At 63.8% G+C, this 16,072-nt stretch carries 18 protein-coding genes; 5 read left to right on the forward strand and 13 right to left on the reverse strand.

All coding sequences use genetic code 11. From position 1 onward, the window contains the following. Nucleotides 1-186 precede the first annotated feature (186 nt). Genes AC2ISB_RS01465 through AC2ISB_RS01475 form a run of 3 tightly spaced genes read right to left on the reverse strand, consistent with a single transcriptional unit; the run spans nucleotide 187 to nucleotide 2,612 of the window. Nucleotides 187-840, reverse strand: a complete 654-nt coding sequence (locus tag AC2ISB_RS01465; RefSeq protein ID WP_486576728.1) for an HAD family hydrolase — start codon at nucleotides 838-840, stop codon at nucleotides 187-189. Continuing rightward, nucleotides 840-1,409: a 16S rRNA (guanine(966)-N(2))-methyltransferase RsmD gene (rsmD, locus tag AC2ISB_RS01470; protein ID WP_406720294.1), complete on the reverse strand. Its 570-nt coding sequence runs from the start codon at nucleotides 1,407-1,409 to the stop codon at nucleotides 840-842. The genes AC2ISB_RS01465 and rsmD overlap by 1 nt, the downstream gene beginning before the upstream one ends. Before the next feature lie 3 nt (nucleotides 1,410-1,412). Further along, the gene (locus AC2ISB_RS01475) at nucleotides 1,413-2,612 is read right to left on the reverse strand and encodes an NAD(P)/FAD-dependent oxidoreductase (RefSeq protein WP_486575711.1); all 1,200 of its coding nucleotides are present in this window, start codon (nucleotides 2,610-2,612) and stop codon (nucleotides 1,413-1,415) included. Between the two features lie 78 nt (nucleotides 2,613-2,690). On the opposite strand from AC2ISB_RS01475, the gene AC2ISB_RS01480 reads away from it, so the two are divergent. The 3 genes from AC2ISB_RS01480 to AC2ISB_RS01490 all read left to right on the forward strand — a co-directional run bounded on the left by AC2ISB_RS01480 (nucleotide 2,691) and on the right by AC2ISB_RS01490 (nucleotide 4,569). Beyond that, nucleotides 2,691-3,179, forward strand: coding sequence for a peroxiredoxin (locus tag AC2ISB_RS01480; protein WP_339109081.1), 489 nt, complete (start codon nucleotides 2,691-2,693; stop codon nucleotides 3,177-3,179). A gap of 87 nt (nucleotides 3,180-3,266) precedes the next feature. Then, nucleotides 3,267-4,211, forward strand: a complete 945-nt coding sequence (locus AC2ISB_RS01485) for an aldo/keto reductase (RefSeq protein WP_486575713.1) — start codon at nucleotides 3,267-3,269, stop codon at nucleotides 4,209-4,211. Further along, entirely contained in the window at nucleotides 4,204-4,569 is a 366-nt protein-coding gene (locus AC2ISB_RS01490; protein ID WP_486575715.1) for a YigZ family protein, read from the forward strand. The genes AC2ISB_RS01485 and AC2ISB_RS01490 overlap by 8 nt, the downstream gene beginning before the upstream one ends. Nucleotides 4,570-4,659: 90 nt before the next feature. Here AC2ISB_RS01490 and AC2ISB_RS01495 read toward each other — a convergent pair whose 3' ends face one another. From AC2ISB_RS01495 to smc, 7 genes are all read right to left on the reverse strand, one after another. Then, nucleotides 4,660-5,073, reverse strand: a complete 414-nt coding sequence (locus AC2ISB_RS01495) for a 4a-hydroxytetrahydrobiopterin dehydratase (RefSeq protein WP_339109083.1) — start codon at nucleotides 5,071-5,073, stop codon at nucleotides 4,660-4,662. 78 nt (nucleotides 5,074-5,151) lie between these two features. Further along, the gene (locus AC2ISB_RS01500; RefSeq protein WP_486575718.1) at nucleotides 5,152-6,108 is read right to left on the reverse strand and encodes a mechanosensitive ion channel family protein; all 957 of its coding nucleotides are present in this window, start codon (nucleotides 6,106-6,108) and stop codon (nucleotides 5,152-5,154) included. A gap of 85 nt (nucleotides 6,109-6,193) precedes the next feature. Continuing rightward, a complete protein-coding gene (locus tag AC2ISB_RS01505) occupies nucleotides 6,194-7,360 on the reverse strand; it encodes a GNAT family N-acetyltransferase (RefSeq protein WP_486575720.1) in 1,167 nt (388 codons plus the stop codon). 45 nt (nucleotides 7,361-7,405) lie between these two features. Beyond that, nucleotides 7,406-8,173 carry a glycerophosphodiester phosphodiesterase family protein gene (locus AC2ISB_RS01510; RefSeq protein WP_486575722.1) on the reverse strand — a complete coding sequence of 256 codons (768 nt, stop codon included), beginning with the start codon at nucleotides 8,171-8,173 and terminating at the stop codon, nucleotides 7,406-7,408. Continuing rightward, on the reverse strand, nucleotides 8,166-8,630 hold the full coding sequence (locus AC2ISB_RS01515) for a RidA family protein (protein ID WP_339109087.1): 465 nt from the start codon (nucleotides 8,628-8,630) through the stop codon (nucleotides 8,166-8,168). Before AC2ISB_RS01515 ends, AC2ISB_RS01510 begins: the two co-directional genes overlap by 8 nt. A 118-nt stretch (nucleotides 8,631-8,748) precedes the next feature. Next, nucleotides 8,749-9,216: a YbjN domain-containing protein gene (locus AC2ISB_RS01520; protein WP_339109088.1), complete on the reverse strand. Its 468-nt coding sequence runs from the start codon at nucleotides 9,214-9,216 to the stop codon at nucleotides 8,749-8,751. A gap of 20 nt (nucleotides 9,217-9,236) precedes the next feature. Continuing rightward, the gene (gene smc, locus AC2ISB_RS01525) at nucleotides 9,237-12,695 is read right to left on the reverse strand and encodes a chromosome segregation protein SMC (RefSeq protein WP_486575724.1); all 3,459 of its coding nucleotides are present in this window, start codon (nucleotides 12,693-12,695) and stop codon (nucleotides 9,237-9,239) included. A gap of 273 nt (nucleotides 12,696-12,968) precedes the next feature. Between smc and AC2ISB_RS01530 the strand changes: the two genes are divergently transcribed. Both AC2ISB_RS01530 and AC2ISB_RS01535 read left to right on the forward strand, forming a co-directional pair. Further along, nucleotides 12,969-13,325 carry a CidA/LrgA family protein gene (locus AC2ISB_RS01530; protein WP_486575726.1) on the forward strand — a complete coding sequence of 119 codons (357 nt, stop codon included), beginning with the start codon at nucleotides 12,969-12,971 and terminating at the stop codon, nucleotides 13,323-13,325. Next, nucleotides 13,322-14,038: an LrgB family protein gene (locus AC2ISB_RS01535; protein WP_339109091.1), complete on the forward strand. Its 717-nt coding sequence runs from the start codon at nucleotides 13,322-13,324 to the stop codon at nucleotides 14,036-14,038. The genes AC2ISB_RS01530 and AC2ISB_RS01535 overlap by 4 nt, the downstream gene beginning before the upstream one ends. A gap of 97 nt (nucleotides 14,039-14,135) precedes the next feature. Here the strand turns inward: AC2ISB_RS01535 and rnhA are convergent, their stop codons facing one another. From rnhA to ispH, 3 genes are read right to left on the reverse strand one after another with little or no spacing between them, the layout of a single operon-like run. After that, nucleotides 14,136-14,594 (reverse strand): ribonuclease HI, encoded by a 459-nt coding sequence (gene rnhA, locus AC2ISB_RS01540; protein ID WP_339109092.1) that lies wholly within the window; start codon nucleotides 14,592-14,594, stop codon nucleotides 14,136-14,138. 54 nt (nucleotides 14,595-14,648) lie between these two features. Further along, complete coding sequence (locus tag AC2ISB_RS01545; protein WP_486575729.1) at nucleotides 14,649-15,083, reverse strand: hypothetical protein; 435 nt, start codon at nucleotides 15,081-15,083, stop codon at nucleotides 14,649-14,651. Next, nucleotides 15,083-16,030, reverse strand: coding sequence for a 4-hydroxy-3-methylbut-2-enyl diphosphate reductase (gene ispH, locus AC2ISB_RS01550; protein ID WP_339109094.1), 948 nt, complete (start codon nucleotides 16,028-16,030; stop codon nucleotides 15,083-15,085). The genes AC2ISB_RS01545 and ispH overlap by 1 nt, the downstream gene beginning before the upstream one ends. Between the last annotated feature and the right edge of the window lie 42 nt (nucleotides 16,031-16,072).

Here is a 16,072-nt window from a genome sequence, read left to right on the forward strand (position 1 = left end):
ATCGGTTTGAATTTGGGCTGAAATGGGGCTGCGAATGGACAATACGGGGGAATCGCTAAAATGGTTCCGACCACGGAAACGATCCCTTCGGTCTGCGCCGGTCGGGCGGGGCCGGAGGCGCCATGCGCCGACCGATTTGGCCGGGGCCTCAATGGCGCCGGTCAAATCGGGTCTGGAGGCAGAGGTCTATCCGCCCAGCCCAAGCAGGGCAGGGACCTGTGCCATATCGGTAAACAGCTCGGCCCCCGTGGCCGCCAAGGCCGGATGATCGCCCTGCGGCGCATAGCCCAGACAGCGCATGCCCGCCGCCACTGCGGCCCGCGCGCCCGCTGGACTGTCCTCGATCACGACGCACTCCGCAGGCGCAACCCCCAGCGCTTCGGCGCAATGCAGATAGAGGTCCGGCGCGGGCTTTGGATGCGCCACATCCTCCTGTCCGGAGAACAACCGCCCCTCCAGCTTGGCCCGTATCTCGGGATGCTGCCCCAATGTGGCGGCCATCTTCACATGCCGACCATTGGACCCCACCGCATAGGAAATGTCCTCGGCATCCAGCCGATCCAGCAGCTCCGGCACCCCCGCCATCAAAGGCGTGCCCGCGCGCAGCCTCTCGCAGAGCACCGCATAATAATGATCCCCCCAATCGGCGGGCAGGGAGGCCCCCATCTCGCGGGCGCGCGCGGCACAGCCCTCGATGGTGCCACCGATAAATATGCGCTCCATCTCATGCAGGGTCAGTTCCAAGCCATGCGCCGTGAACTCCTCTTGCAGCAGATCGAAGGTCATCGGCTCGCTATCCACCAAGACCCCGTCGCAATCGAAGATAACCGCTTTCACCATCATTCCGCCTCCGGCATCAGGGCCAAAGTCACGACCGTATCGCCATATTTGCGCTGGTCGATCTGCTCCAGCGGCGCAGGCACCACAGGCGCCACATTCTCTTCCCAGACCACCATCGCCCCCGGCGCGATCCAGCCGTTTTCCAGACACGACGCAATCGCCTTCTCGCCCAGCCCCATGCCATAGGGCGGGTCGAGGAAGATCAGGTCGTAGCCCTCGCCACGGCAGGGCCCCATGCGGGTCGCATCGCGCCGCCAAAGGTCGGTGACCCCCATCGCCCGCATCAGCTCGATATTCTTGCGCAGCAATATCCGCGCAGGCGTGCCCTCATCGACAAAAGCCACACGTTTGGCCCCGCGCGACAGCGCCTCAAGCCCCAAAGCCCCCGTGCCCGCAAACAGGTCCAGCACCCGCGCCTCGGGGATCGGATTGCCATGCGTGCCATTGACCAGCAGGTTGAAAATCGACTCGCGCACGCGGTCCGTTGTGGGGCGCAGATGCCCCTTGGCATCGCCTTCGCCCACATCCGTCAGCTTTAGCCCGCGCTTCTCGCCACCAATAATCCGCATCTTTTACCGCCGCATCAAAGATTTCAAATCCACCGCCGCCTCAACCTCGGCGGGGGTCACATCCGACCCCGCCTCGATCAGGCGCTTGCCCACCATATAGGCCCTTGGCGCATCCAGCGCATCCACCGCAATCAGCTGATCGTCGCGGAAATACCAGAAGCTCTGGCCATCCACATCTTTCGCGATCACTCGGGTATAGCCGCCATTCCAGCCCGCGATCTGCAGCTTGGAGGCAAACATATCCGACCAGAACCACGGCTTGGGCTGATAGTCCTTGCCCGCGCCCAGCATGTTGCAGGCCACCAGCTCGCCCATATCAATGGCATTGCCCACCGATTCCAGCCGCATCCGCGCGCTGTTCAGGTTGATCTCGGCGCAATCGCCTGCCGACCAGATATGCGGGTCCGAGGTGCGGCCCTGACTGTCGGTCACAATGCCATCGCCTAAGACCAGCCCCGCCTCTTCGGCCAGCCGCGTCGCAGGGGTGACACCGATGCCGACCACCACCAGATCGGCGGGCAGAACCGTGCCATCAACCAGCTCGACACTGTCCACCATGCCATCCCCGCGCAGTTCCCGCAGGCTGGTGCCTTCAAGGATCGTCACCCCTTCGGCCTGATGCAGCGCGCGCACCGCATCTGCCGTCTCGCGGCAGGCCACGCGGCGCAGGATCCGCTCGGAGGCCTGCACCAGAGTGACCTTCAGCCCCAGCTTGCGCGCCACTGCCGCTGTCTCGAGGCCAATATAGCCGCCGCCGATCACCACCAGACGCTTGCCCGCCACCATTTGCGGCGCTAGCGCGTCGATATCGGCCAGATTGCGGATGGTGAAGAGATTGCCCAGATCGCCGCCCAAGGCAGGGGCGAGGCGTTTCGGGTCGGCCCCTGTGCAGAGCGCCAGCTGGTCATAGCCCAATACCTCGCCCGCCATATGCACCCGTTTCGCGGCAGGGTCGATGCGATCAACCCGCGTGCCCAGCTTCAGGGTGATGTTCTGCTCGGCCCAGAATTCCGGCGACCGCAGGGTCAGGCGCTCCAGCGGCATCTCGCCCAGCAGATAGGCCTTTGACAGGGGCGGGCGCTGATAGGGCGCCACAGGCTCCTCGCCGATAATCGTCACCGCGCCCTCATAGCCCTCGGTCCGCAGCTTGGCCGCCAGAGAGGCTGCGGCCTGTCCAGCCCCGATGATCACGATACCTGACATTTCTCTTTCCCTCTGGTGCTCTTGCTGCCGAACCCTATAACTTACCGGCAAACATGTGCAACGCGACAGGAGAGCGACATGACGATCAGTGAAGGCGACGTGCTTCCCGGGGCAACCCTTTTGGCGCTTGGCGGCGAAGGCCCGACAACCGTAAGCCTTGGTGACAAGATGAAAGGCCGCAAAGTGGTGATCTTCGGTCTGCCGGGCGCCTTTACCGGCACCTGCACCACCGCCCATGTCCCGAGCTTCATGCGTACCCGCGAGAAATTTGCCGAGAAGGGCGTGGACGAGGTGATCTGCATCACCGTCAACGACCCCTTCGTGGTGGATGCATGGTCGAAATCGACCGGCGCGGGGGCTGCGGGCATCACCATGCTGGCCGATGCGGAAAGCGCCTTCACCAGCGCCATCGGGATGAACTTCTCGGCCCCCGCCATCGGTTTCAAGGACCGCTCGCTGCGCTATGCGATGTATGTCGTGGATGGCGTGGTGAAAGTTCTGCACAAGGAAGAGAACGCAGGCACCTGCGATATCTCGGGCGGCGAGAGCATGCTTGAGGCGATCTGAATCGCCCCATCTTGAAAAGGGCGGGAAATCCCGTCACCAATGGCCCTTCGGGGCCATTTTTCGTGCCGCGCCTAGAGGGTGATCACTATGCAGCATAAACCGCTTGGCCAATCGGGCCTGACTGTTTCTCCCTTCGTCTTTGGCGGCAATGTTCTGGGCTGGACGGCAGATCGCGCGACCTCTTTTGCCATGCTGGACCGGTTGGTGGAGGCGGGGGTGACCTCGATTGATACCGCCGACAGCTATTCCTATTGGGGCGAGGGTATGCAGGGCGGTGAATCCGAGGCGATGATCGGCGACTGGCTGGCCGCCCGCAAGCGGCGCGACGATGTGGTGATCTATACCAAGGTGGGCAAGCTGTCATGGCGCAAGGGGCTGCGGCGCGAGAATATTCTGGCCGCGATTGACGAGTCGCTGACCCGTCTGCGCACCGATTATATCGACCTCTATTTTGCCCATGCCGATGACGGGGATGTGCCGCAGGAAGAGGTTCTGGAAACGTTCGAGATGCTGCGCGTTCAGGGCAAGATCCGCGCGATGGGCGCGTCGAATTTCGCACCCGACCGTCTGGCCTCGGCGCTGTCTCTGGCGCGGCAGATGAATGTGACGGGGATCAAGGTGGTCCAGCCCGAATACAGCCTTTCGGCGCGCAGCGGATTTGAACAGGACCTGCTGCCGCTGGTGAAGGCGCAGGGCCTCGGGGCCGTGACCTTTTTCACGCTGGCGGCAGGGTTTCTGTCTGGCAAATACCGCAAGCCGGACGATTTCAACGGCATTCCCCGTGCCCGCCATGCGGCGAAATATCTGGATGCGCGGGGCCTTCGCATTCTGGATGCGCTGTCAGAGGTGGCGGATGGCATGGGTGCGCCTATGGCACAGGTGGCCACCGCTTGGGCGATGGCGCGGGAGGGCGTGTCGGCGCCGATCGTCTCGGCCTCGACTATGGCGCAGCTAGAGACCCTTCTGGGCGCGATCGACCTGCAGCTGAATGACGAGGCGATGGCCAAGCTGGAGGCGGCCTCGGATGGCTAAGCTGACCACCATCGACAATATCATCAGCGACCGCGGCTCGAAATATGCGGTTTCCGGCGCGCCTTGCGCCTCGGAAGACGAGGCCAAGGCGCTGATCAAGGACCTCTGCCGCTCCAAGAAATTCGCCAAGGCCACGCATAACACATGGGGCCTGCTGACGCCCGAGGCGCCGGTGAAAAACGATGATGGCGAGTCGGGCGCGGGCATGGTGATCCTGCGGATGCTGGAACGCGAGGGGCTGGAGAACCATCTGATCGTGGTCACCCGCTGGTATGGCGGCAAACACTTGGGCGGCGACCGTTTCCGCCATGTGCAAGACGCCGTGCGGATCTATATCGAGGACCTGCGGGGGGCGTGATCCCCCCGCCGACCGAGGGGCCGGAACATGCGCGTGTTCCGGCAGAGCCGACCCCGCCGGCTATCTGCCGCGCGTTTTCGAACCTATTGCCTAGTCCAGAAAATCCTCGCTCAGATCGGTGCCCAGATCGGGGCGGGGGTCGGGTTCATCAACCTCGTCCTGACCGGGTTCGCGCTCGGGCAGGGGGGACTGGAACAGCACCTTGCCCTTATGCGGAATGGCATCCAGCGCGCGGGCCAGTTCGTAATCCAGAATGCTGAGACCTTTGCAGGAATGGGTCGAAAGCTCGACATCCACCACGTTATAGACATTGCGCCAGTCGGGGTGGTGGTCCATCTTCTCGGCCAGCAGCGCCGCCTGCGCCATGAAGCCCCAAGCCTGCTCGAAATTCTCGAATTTCCAGACCTTGCGAATGGCGTCCGATTGCTTGGCCGTCCGCCAGCCATTCTCCTGTAGAACCGGCAGAAGAGAGGCGCGTTCGTCTTGGTTCAGCTTGCTTGCCATATCCGGTGATCCCTTTGGAAAGCGGGCAGGAAATTCCCGCCCGCTTGTTGTGTCGCGCCAGTGTAGCCGATTTGCGGCTTACTTCAATTTGTCTTCCTGCGTCACCGCCCCGACACCGGTTTCCGTCCCGTTTTCCAAACCGGAGGAAAGCCGCTTTTGGGGGTTTTGGTCTTTCAGTTTGACCATCTCCAGTTTGTTGTCGAACACGATCTCGCGGGTGGGGAAGGGAATGCCGATGCCATTCGCGTCAAATTCCTTTTTGACAAATTCGAACAGCTCCCAGCGGAATTTCCAGTAGACATCGGTATTGCACCACGCGCGGAACAGCAGGTTGATCGAACTGTCGCCCAGCTCTTTTACCCCGATGGTCGGGGCGGGGTCTTTCAGCACGCGCGGGTCTTCGTCGACGATCTTCTGCAGGATCTCCTTGGCCAGTTTGATGTCGCTGTCATAGGAAATGCCGATGGTGAGATCCATCATGCGGGTGGTATTGGCCGAATAATTGGTGATCGAAGACGACCAGATATCCGAGTTCGGGACCACGATCTGGATGCCGTCATAGGTTTTCAGGATGACATAGAACAGCGAGATCTCGGTCACGGTGCCGGATTCGCTGCCCGCTGCGATGTAATCGCCCACGCGGAAGGGGCGGAACATGATGATCATCACCCCCGAGGCCAGCGAGGACAGCGTGCCCTGAAGCGCCAGACCGATGGCCAGACCGGCGGCACCGATCAGAGCGGCCAGCGAGGTGGTCTGGATGCCGAAGCGGTTGAGAATGAAGATGAAGCCGATCGCGAGGATCAGATATTTCGCGATATTGCCCAGAAAGCCGAAAAGCGTGTCATCAAGGCGGCGATGCCGCGCCGCAAGCCGCGAGATACGTCCCTTCGCCCAGCCCGAAATGAACAGGGCGACGATCAGGATCACCAGCGCGGTGAGCACATTGAGCGTGGCCAGAACCACGGCATCGACCCGTTCGGGGGTGATCCATTGGCTTACATCTGTCAGGTTTTGCAGGTTCAGCTCGTCCATGCGTCTTCGGTCCTTTATCTATCTGTGCGCGGCATTGGTTTATGCAGGCCTTCTGCGCGGCGGATAGAGGCAGGCCAAGCAGACTTCAACCCTTGCTCCGGAAGGGCCCCATCTCGGTCATGACCTCGACATCCTCGTCGATTGCCGCGCGTTCAGCCTCCAGATAGTCCGAAATCGCGTGGCGCAAACCCGGGTGGGTGATCCAATGCGCCGAATGGGTGATATGGGGCAGATATCCGCGCGCCAGTTTGTGTTCGCCCTGCGCGCCCGCTTCCACGCGCGCCAGCCCGTGGGCCAGCGCGTAATCCACCGCCTGATGGTAGCATAGCTCGAAATGCAGATAGGGGTGATCCTCGATACATCCCCAATAGCGGCCATAGAGACAATCGCGCCCGATCAGGTTAAGCGCGCCCGCAATGGGGCGGCCTTCGCGCAGCGCCAGCACCAGAAGCACATCCTCGCGCATCTCGTGCAGCGCGTCGAAAAAGGCCCGCGTCAGATAGGGGCTGCCCCATTTGCGCGCGCCTGTGTCCTGATAGAAGGTCCAGAAGGCGTCCCAATGCTCCGGGCGGATGTCATCGCCTGTCAACTGCCGGATCTCGCCACCAAAGCCTTGGGCGCGGGTGCGTTCCTTCTTCAGCGCCTTGCGTTTGCGCGAGGAGAGCTGCGCAAGGAAGGCGTCGAAATCGGCATAGCCCTGATTGTAGAAATGGAATTGCTGGCCGTGGCGGTGCAGATAGCCCGCGCCCTCGGCCAGATCGGCCTCATCTTCAAGGCAGAAGGTCATATGAACCGAGGACAGCCCGTTATTTTCCGCCACCTGCGCCATGCCCGCCAGAAGGGCGGCGCGGCCTGTCTCGGCGTGATTTGGTGCTGTCAGCAGCCGCCTGCCCGTGCAGGGCGTGAAGGGCACCGCGCATTGTAGTTTGGGGTAATATTGCCCGCCCGCGCGCTCAAAAGCATCTGCCCAGCCGTGGTCAAAGACATATTCGCCCTGACTATGGGATTTGACGTAAAGCGGCGCCACGCCCAGAACCGTTTCGCCCGCGCGGGCCACAATGGGGCGCGGGTCCCAGCCCGTGCCGCGCCCGACCGACCCCGAGGCCTCAAGCGCCGAAAGGAAGCGATGCGTGGTGAAAGGGTCATAAGCGCGCCCGCCGTCGCGGGTTTCAGGACAGGCGCAGCTATCCCACAAAGCGGGGTAGATGGCCGAGACGCCCTCGGCCAGTTCCAGTTCAATCTGATCGGTCATCGCAGGCTCCTGTCGGAGCCGATGATGACCGGATCACGCCGCAGGTCAAGCGTCGGGCAGGGCCGAGGCATAGCCCTCGAAGGTCACGTTTTCGGCAATCTCGCGGGCCTTGGCTTCCTCTGCGTCGCTGCGGATCGTCCAGCACAGGATATGCGCGCCCTCGGCCTTCAGGGCAGCCACCCGCGCCATGCCGAGGTCTTTCCAGTGGTGCGAGATAAAGCAGGCCCCCACACGGTCATAATCGGCGATCCCGCGCAAGCGGGCGCGCTGGTCCTCGCTCAGGGTGGGGAAATCTTCGGCCGACCATTCGGCATAGGTGGTCAGCCCGACCGCCACAGCGGGGGCTGCCGCATGGAACAGGGCGATGGAGGCGGGGTTGAACCCCATCACGGCGACCGGCCCCTGATACCCCGCAAGCGCCTCTGCCGCGGCCTGTTCCAGCGGGCCAAGCCCCGCCCCGTCGGGGTCATCCTGATTTTTGATCTCGACCAGAAGCGGCACCTGTCCTGCCACCAGATCCAGCACTTCGGCAAATGTCGGGATGCCCTCATCGGCATCACGCAGACAGATGGCCTGCAACTCGGCGGCACTGCGGGCATGCAGCGGGCCGGTCGCGTCGGTCAGGCGGTCCAGAGAATAGTCATGGAAGACCATCGCCACGCCATCTGCCGAAAGCTGCAGGTCGATCTCTATGCCATAGCCCGCTGCGATGGCGGCACGAATGGCGGCCAGGCTGTTTTCGGGGCGGCCCTTCGCGCGGTCATGAAAGGCCCGATGCGCGATGGGCAGGCTGAGGAAGCGCGGGTCAAGCATCTGCGATCTCGAAGACGGCGTCGATCTCTACGGCCACACCCAGCGGCAGGGCGGGCGTGGCGACCGCCGAACGGGCGTGGCGGCCCGCATCACCGAAGACCTCGACCATCAGGTCGGAGCAGCCATTCACCACTTTGGGTTGGTCGATGAACTCTGCGGTGGAATTGACGAAACCGCCGAGTTTGACCACGCGGGTGATGCGGTCCAGATCGCCAAGCGCGGCTTTCGCCTGCGCAATCAGCGCCAGCCCGCACAGGCGCGCGGCGGCAGCGCCTTCGGCCACATCCATCGTTTCGCCCAGACGGCCCGTGACCAGACCTTCGGCGCTGGCCGAGATCTGTCCCGAGACATAAAGCTGGTTTCCGGTGATCACATAGGGCACGTAATTCGCTGCAGGCGCGGGGGCGGCGGGCAGGGTGATGTTCAGGTCGGACAGGCGGGTTTCGATTTTCGACATGGGGTCCTCATGATGCGCGCAAAAAGCGTGCACCGGACGCTAGGCGCGCATGGATGCGGGCGCAAGGGGAATGCACCCGCCGCGCGCCCTTTCATGGACCTGTCATGCAGGCAGGGGCTTACCAGTCGATGAAATGCTCGAAATCGCGGGTGACGGCCTTCCACAGGTCCAGCGAGACATCGAAATTCTTCTCGTTCACGCCGTCGCCATCCAGATTGATGTCCATCTCGAGGAAGGGGTCGCCCTCGTCATCAAGATAGGCACGTCCGAAGCGGTTATTGCGGTTCCATTCGTTGATCATGGTCGCGCTCATCGGCTGGTCCAGATCGTAGCCGGTCGAGAACTGGATGGTCCGGCAGTTGGTATTGCCACGGCAGCCGTAGAAATAGACCGAGAAATGCGTGCCGTTGATCCGGCTGTCCAGCATCGGATCACCCGAGTCATCCGTGCCCTGCGTGACCGGCAGGCCATATGCTTCGAGGAAGGCGGAAACCGTGCTGGGTTTGGCCGTGACCGCCGCGGCCTGAACCGTCGCGGCGCTGGCCAGAAGGCCCATACAGGCAAGAGGAAGAAGAAACTGTTTCATGTGGGTCCTTATGGTCCGTCTCAGGCGACCATTGCTTCGGCTTTTTTCAGATCGACCGATACCAGCTGGCTTACACCCTGTTCCTGCATTGTCACACCGAAAAGACGGTCCATGCGGCTCATGGTCACGGCATGGTGGGTGATGATCAGAAAGCGGGTATCGGTGCGGCGGGTCATCTCGTCCAGCAGGTCGCAGAAGCGGGTGACATTGGCGTCATCAAGCGGCGCATCGACCTCGTCGAGCACACAGATCGGCGCGGGGTTCGCCATGAAGACGGCAAAGATCAGCGCCATCGCGGTCAGTGTCTGCTCGCCCCCCGACAGAAGCGACAGCGTCGACAGCTTCTTGCCCGGCGGCTGGCACATGATCTCAAGGCCCGCTTCCAGCGGGTCGTCGGATTCCACCAGCGCCAGACGGGCATCGCCGCCCGAGAAGAGGTGGGTGAACAGCTGACGGAAGTTCTGGTTGACCTGCTCGAAAGCGGCCAGCAGACGCTCGCGCCCCTCGCGGTTCAGCCCGTTGATCCCGCCGCGCAGCTTGGCGATGGCATCCTCCAGATCGCCCTTCTCGGTGAACAGCGTGTCATGTTCTTCCTGAATGCTTCGCGCGTCTTCCTCGGCACGCAGGTTGACCGCCCCCAAAGCATCGCGGTCACGTTTCAGATCGGCCACCGCCTTTTCCAGCTTGGAGATGGTGGGCATATCCTCGGGCGCGATCTCCAGTGATTTCAGCAGGCTCTCGGGGGCCAGATCCATCTCGTCGCTGATCCAGTCCACCGCCAGAGTCAGCGCCTCACGCGCCGATTCCACGCGGGTTTCGGCCCGCGCCCGCGCTTCGCGGATTTCCGAGGCCTGTTTTTCCGTCTCGCGTTCGACGGTCTGGGCGGTGCGCAGGCGGGTTTCGGCATCCTGTAGCGCAGTCGAGGCCTTGGATTTGCGCGCCTCTGCCTCCTGGATCTGTTCGCGCAGCTCGTCGCGGCGTTCGTTAAGCTCTTCGGGCAGGGCCATAGCCTCTTCCAGCTCTTCCAGCGCCTCGGCGCGGCGGTCGGCCAGTTCGGCGCCATGACGTTCGGCGGTGGCAAGGCGGGTCTTCCAGCCCGCAAGCTGCTCGGTGATTTCCGTCTGGCGGCGCGCGCGGGCCTCGCCTTCGCGGCGGACCTCATCCTGAGCCGAGCGCCGCGTGAGCATGGTCATCCGCGCGGCCTCGACCGTGATTTTCACCTGATCCACCTCTTGGCGAGCCTTGGACAAAGCGGGCAGGGCGTTGATCGCGGCCTGCGCTTCCGCAAGCGCCTCACGGGCGGCGCGGGCTTCCTCGCCATGGCGGCCCTCGGCCTGACGTGCGGCTTCAAGGCGGCCTTCAGTGATCGAGCGGTCGGCCTCGGCCTTCGACATCTGGCGCTGCGCCTCGCCCATGCGGCGGTCGGCTTCGCGGCGGGCGTCGCGCGCACGGGTAAAGGCCAGATTGGCATCGGCCAGCTTCTGCTTCAGCTGTTCATGGTTGCGCACGGCGGATTGGGCGGCGGCCTCGGCTTCGGCCAGATCGGCGCGCAGATCGCTCAGGCGGTTTTGCTGGCGCAGACGTTGCGCGGCGGCAGAGGGCGCATCTTCGGCGCCCGCGCGCAGCCCGTCCCAGCGCCAGAGGTCGCCCGCAAGCGTTACGATCCGCTGGCCGGGGCGCAGGTCCTGATGCAGGCGGTCGCCCTGATCCCATGTCTCTACCACGCCGATCTGCGACAGGCGGCGGGCCAGAGCCTCGGGCGCCTGCACATATTCGGCCAGCGCGGGCACGCCATCGGGCAGGGCGGGGGCATCGCCAAGGGGCGGCAGGGTTAGCCAGCCCGAGCCCGCATTGCCCGCCGCCTCGGGCGCATTGAGGTCATCGGAAAGTGCCGCCCCCAAAGCCGCCTCATAGCCCTTGGAAACCGTAATGCTGTCAAGGATCTGCGGACCCGACATGGCCTCGCGGTCCAGAAGACGCGTCAGGGCGCTGACCTCGGATTTCAGCGCGGTGATCACCCCTTCGGCCTCGGCGCGGGCCTCGCGGGCCTCGCCTTCGCGGGTCTCAAGGGTGGCGCGCAGGTCCTCGGCCCCATGCAGCGCCTCTTCGGCCTGATCGGCCATATCGGTGGCCTCGGCAGCAGCCTCGCGGGCGGCCTCCATCCGGTCATTGACCTCGGCCAGCGCCTCTTCGGCCTCGGCGGCATTGACGCGGGCGGCGGCGGCCGCGCGGTCGAAACGCTCGGTTGCGGCCTGACTATCGGCCAGCTGGCGTTCGGCGGACTGGTGGCGGGCGGCCAGCTGGGCCACATCGCCCGTCAGCTGGTCAAGGATCTCTTCGCGGTCACGGGCAACCTCGGCGGCCTCGGCGGCGGCCTCTTCGGCGGCGGCCAGCGCATCCTCATGGCCCGCGCTGTCACGGGTGATCTGACGCAACTCGTATTCCAGCCGTTCCAGGGTCTCGCCCGCATCGCGGTTCAGGCCGGTCTCGCGCTCCATATCGCGGTCGATCTGGGCAATCCGGCCCTTGAGCATCTCGATCTGGGTGCGGGCCTGCGCTTCCTGCTGCGACAGCTGGTCCTGCGACAGAACAAGCCGCTGTAGAATGGCGGTGGCAACCGTGTCTTCCTCGCGCAGGGGCGGCAGGATTTCTTCGAGATTGGCGCGCAGCTCGGCACTGTCACGGGCGGCGCGTTCGGCCACGCCCGCATTGGCGATGATGGCGCTGAGAGCCTTTTCGGCCTCTTGGCGGGTCTCATCGGCCTCAAGCCAGCGCCGGTACAGCAGCATCCCTTCGGACCGTCGCAGCTCCTCGCCGATCTGGCGGTATTTCGCGGCCTGACGCGCCTGACGGGCAAGGCTGTTCAGCTGGCTAGCCAGCTGGTCGATCACATCATCGACGCGTTCCAGATTGGCCTCGGTGGCCTTCAGCCGCAGCTCTGCCTCATGGCGGCGCTGATAAAGGCCGGAAATCCCTGCGGCCTCTTCCAGAATCCGGCGGCGGGCCTTGGGTTTGGCGTTGATCAGCTCGTTGATCTGGCCCTGACGCACAAGTGCGGGCGAATGCGCCCCCGTCGAGGCATCGGCAAAGAGCATCTGCACATCGCGGGCGCGCACATCCTTGGTATTGACCTTATAGGCCGAGCCCACATCGCGGGTGATGCGGCGAGTGATTTCCAGAAGATCGCTGTCGTTGAACCCCGAGGGCGCGAGGCGTTCTTCGTTGTCGATCTGCAGCACCACCTCGGCAAAGTTACGCGCCCCGCGCGAGGAGGTGCCCGCAAAGATCACATCCTCCATGCCACCGCCGCGCATCGCCGAGGGGCGGTTTTCCCCCATCACCCAGCGCAGCGCCTCAAGCAGGTTCGACTTGCCGCAGCCATTGGGGCCGACAACCCCCGTCAGCCCGTCCTGAATGACCAGATCGGTGGGGTCGACGAAGCTTTTGAAGCCGTTGAGACGCAAGCGGGTGAAACGCAAGGGCACCATTCCTTCTACAGGATGCGCGAAGCGCGCAGATATCTTGGCCCCCGAGGGCACCGGATAAGGCCGCCTTTTCCCAGCCGATCTGTCATGTGTCAATTCAAAGACACAGTCGCGCGCGGGGAAAGGCCGATTTATCCCCAGATTATCGCATTTATCGCAAGTCTGTGTATTGCTTCGGAGGTCATTGCCTTGTGGAGCGTTGGTCACAGTGCCATAGCTGACGCATCGGGAGGACATCTTTTTACGGTTTCGGGTACCGGAGGGATCATGGTCGCTGCCTTTGCTTTCATCTTGTTATTCCAGCTTCTGGGCGAGGTCATCTCGCGCGGGGTGGGGCTACCTTTGCCGGGACCGGTTCTGGGCATGATCTTCATGCTGCTGGGGCTGTTTGCCTCGGCACGGCTGCGCGCGTTGGTGCAGCCGACGGCCAAGGGGCTGCTGTCGCATCTGTCGCTTCTCTTCGTGCCGGTCGGGGTGGGGGTGGTGGCGCATCTTCACACGCTGACAAGCCACGGGCTTGCGCTGGGGCTGTCGCTGTTCGGGTCGACCGCGCTGGCGCTGATGGCGGGGGCTGCGGCCTTTGCCATTACGCTGCGCCTCACCAAGGGAGGGCGCGACAAATGAGGGATGCTTTCACGATCTGGTCCTATCTCGCCTCGCAGCCGCTTCTGTGGCTTTGTGCGACGCTTTTTGCCTATTGGGCGGGAGATGCGATTTTCCGTGCGTCGGGGCGGAAGCCCTGGGCCAATCCGGTTGCCCTTGCGGTGCTGTTTCTGGGGGTGCTGCTGACGCTGACCAACACGCCCTATGACCAGTATTTCGAGGGCGCGCAATTCGTGCATTTCATGCTGGGTCCGGCGACGGTCTGCCTCGCGGTGCCGCTTTATGCCAATCGCGGCGAGATCAAGCGGACATGGCTGCCGATTACGGTGGGGCTTGTGGTTGGCAGTGCCACGGCGGTGATCTCTGCGCTGAGCATTGCCTGGGCATTGGGGGCCGATCACAGCCTGCTGGCCACGCTGGCGCCGAAATCGGCCACCGCGCCTGTGGCAATCGGCATCAGCGAGAGCCTCGGAGGCGAGCCGACGCTGACGGCGGCTTTGGTGCTGCTGACGGGGATGATCGGGGCAATTATCGTGTCGCCTTTGCTGAACCTGATCGGCGTGCGCGACTGGCGCGCGCGGGGTTTGGCGACAGGGGTTGCGGCCCACGGGATCGGCACAGCGCGGGCCTTTCAGGTGCATGAGCAGGCGGGGGCATTTGCCTCGATCGGGATGGGGCTGAATGCGATCCTGACCGCAATCATCGCGCCATTGGTGATGGGCTGGTTTTTCTGAACCAAGCGGCGCGCCGACCCTGCGGGCCGGCGCAAGAGTTTCTTACGGCGCAGGCCTTTGGAGGGCCTGCGCGGCGCCTGTGGCCGCTGTTTGCGCGTTATTTCGACGGTTTGAACGGGGCCATGCCGGAGCGGGCCAATTCATCGGCGCGTTCGTTTTCGGGGTGGCCTGCGTGGCCCTTGATCCATTCCCATGTGACATCATGGCGGGCCTGGGCCTCATCCAGCCGTTGCCAGAGGTCGACGTTTTTCACGGGCTTTTTGGCGGCGGTTTTCCAGCCGTTGCGTTTCCACCCAAAGATCCAGCCGGTGACGCCGTTTTTGACATAGGCGCTATCGGTGACGATGGTGATTTTTGATGGCCGTGCAAGGGTTTCCAGCGCCGAGATGGCCGCCAGAAGTTCCATGCGGTTATTGGTGGTGTCCGCTTCGCCGCCTTCGAGTGTGCGTTCCTTGACGATGGTCTCGCCATCTTTGGCCAGAAGCAGGACCCCCCAGCCACCGGGGCCGGGATTGCCGGAGCAGGCTCCGTCGGTATAGGCGAATAGGTCGGGCATGGGGGTCTCCTTTGCGGCCTGTGATAGCGGCAAGGGCGATTGTGGTCCAGAGGCTCAGGGGATCAGCGCGTAGAGACAGGCGAGGATCAGGAGGCTTTCGCCCAGACGCAGGCGGGCCCACCATTCGGGGCGGCGGTTTTTCAGGATCAGGTCGATGATGAGTGTGACAAGATGGGTGGCAAAGAGGCTTTGCATGACCGGCAGCCCCGCGCGGATCGCCGCGATTGTGGCGAAGAAGGGCAGGGTATGGGCCAGCAGGAGCGATGTGCTGGCCTGCATCTTTTGGGCTGCGCGAAAGGCCCAGAGCGCCAGCAGGATCAGCGCCCAGAAGGCGGCGAGGTCACGCGGGGTGATGGTGATGGGCAGGGTGAGCTGCCCGTCGCGTGTGGCGATCACGGCCCAGACCAGCGGCAGGCAGGCAAGCGCCGTGACTGCCAGTGCCCTGCGCGGGATCGAGGGGCGACCGGAGTGGCTGCGCGAGGCCCGCATCAGGCGGTTTCGCGCAACACGCGGGGGACCTTGAATTCCACCCGTTCCTGCGCGGTTTCTACCTGTTCGACGGTGACATCATAGCGGTCGCGGAAGGCGTCGATGACCTCGTTGATCAGCACCTCGGGGGCCGAGGCCCCTGCGGTGATGCCGATGGAGGAAATGCCCTCGAGCGCGCGCCAGTCGATATCGGTGGCACGTTGGACCAGCTGGCTATAGCTGCAACCCTCGGAGGAGCCGACCTCGACCAGACGGCGCGAGTTCGAGGAATTGGGCGCGCCGATCACCAGAAGCGCGTCGATTTTCGGCGCGATGGCTTTGACGGCGGCCTGACGGTTGGTGGTGGCGTAGCAGATGTCTTCCTTGGCGGGGCCGACGATCTTTGGGAAGCGTTTTTGCAGGGCCGCCACGATGCCTGCGGTGTCATCCACCGAGAGCGTGGTCTGGGTGATGAAGGCCAGTGCCTCGGGGTCGCGGGGGGTCAGATGGGGGACGTCGGCTTCGGTCTCGACCAGAAGGACCTCGCCCTCGGGGAGCTGGCCCATGGTGCCCAGAACCTCGGGGTGGCCGGCGTGGCCGATCATGATCATCTGGAGGCCTGCGGCGTGGTGACGCTCGGCCTCGATATGGACCTTGGAGACCAGCGGGCAGGTGGCATCGACATAGACCATCTCGCGGCGGGCGGCCTCGGCGGGGACGGCTTTGGGCACGCCATGGGCCGAGAAGATCACGGGGCGGTCATCGGGGCATTCATCGAGCTCCTCGACAAAGACCGCGCCCTTGTCGCGCAGGCTGTCGACGACGAATTTATTATGAACGATCTCATGGCGGACATATACCGGCGCGCCCCATTTTTCCAAGGCCATTTCCACGATCTTGATGGCGCGGTCCACGCCTGCGCAGAAGCCACGGGGGGCTGCGAGATAGAGGTTGAGCGGCTGTTTCATGGGGGGTCCTCTGGGGGGTGTCCTTTGGCCTGATGGCGTGAA

Source organism: Thioclava sp. NS-SX20, assembly GCF_057380695.1.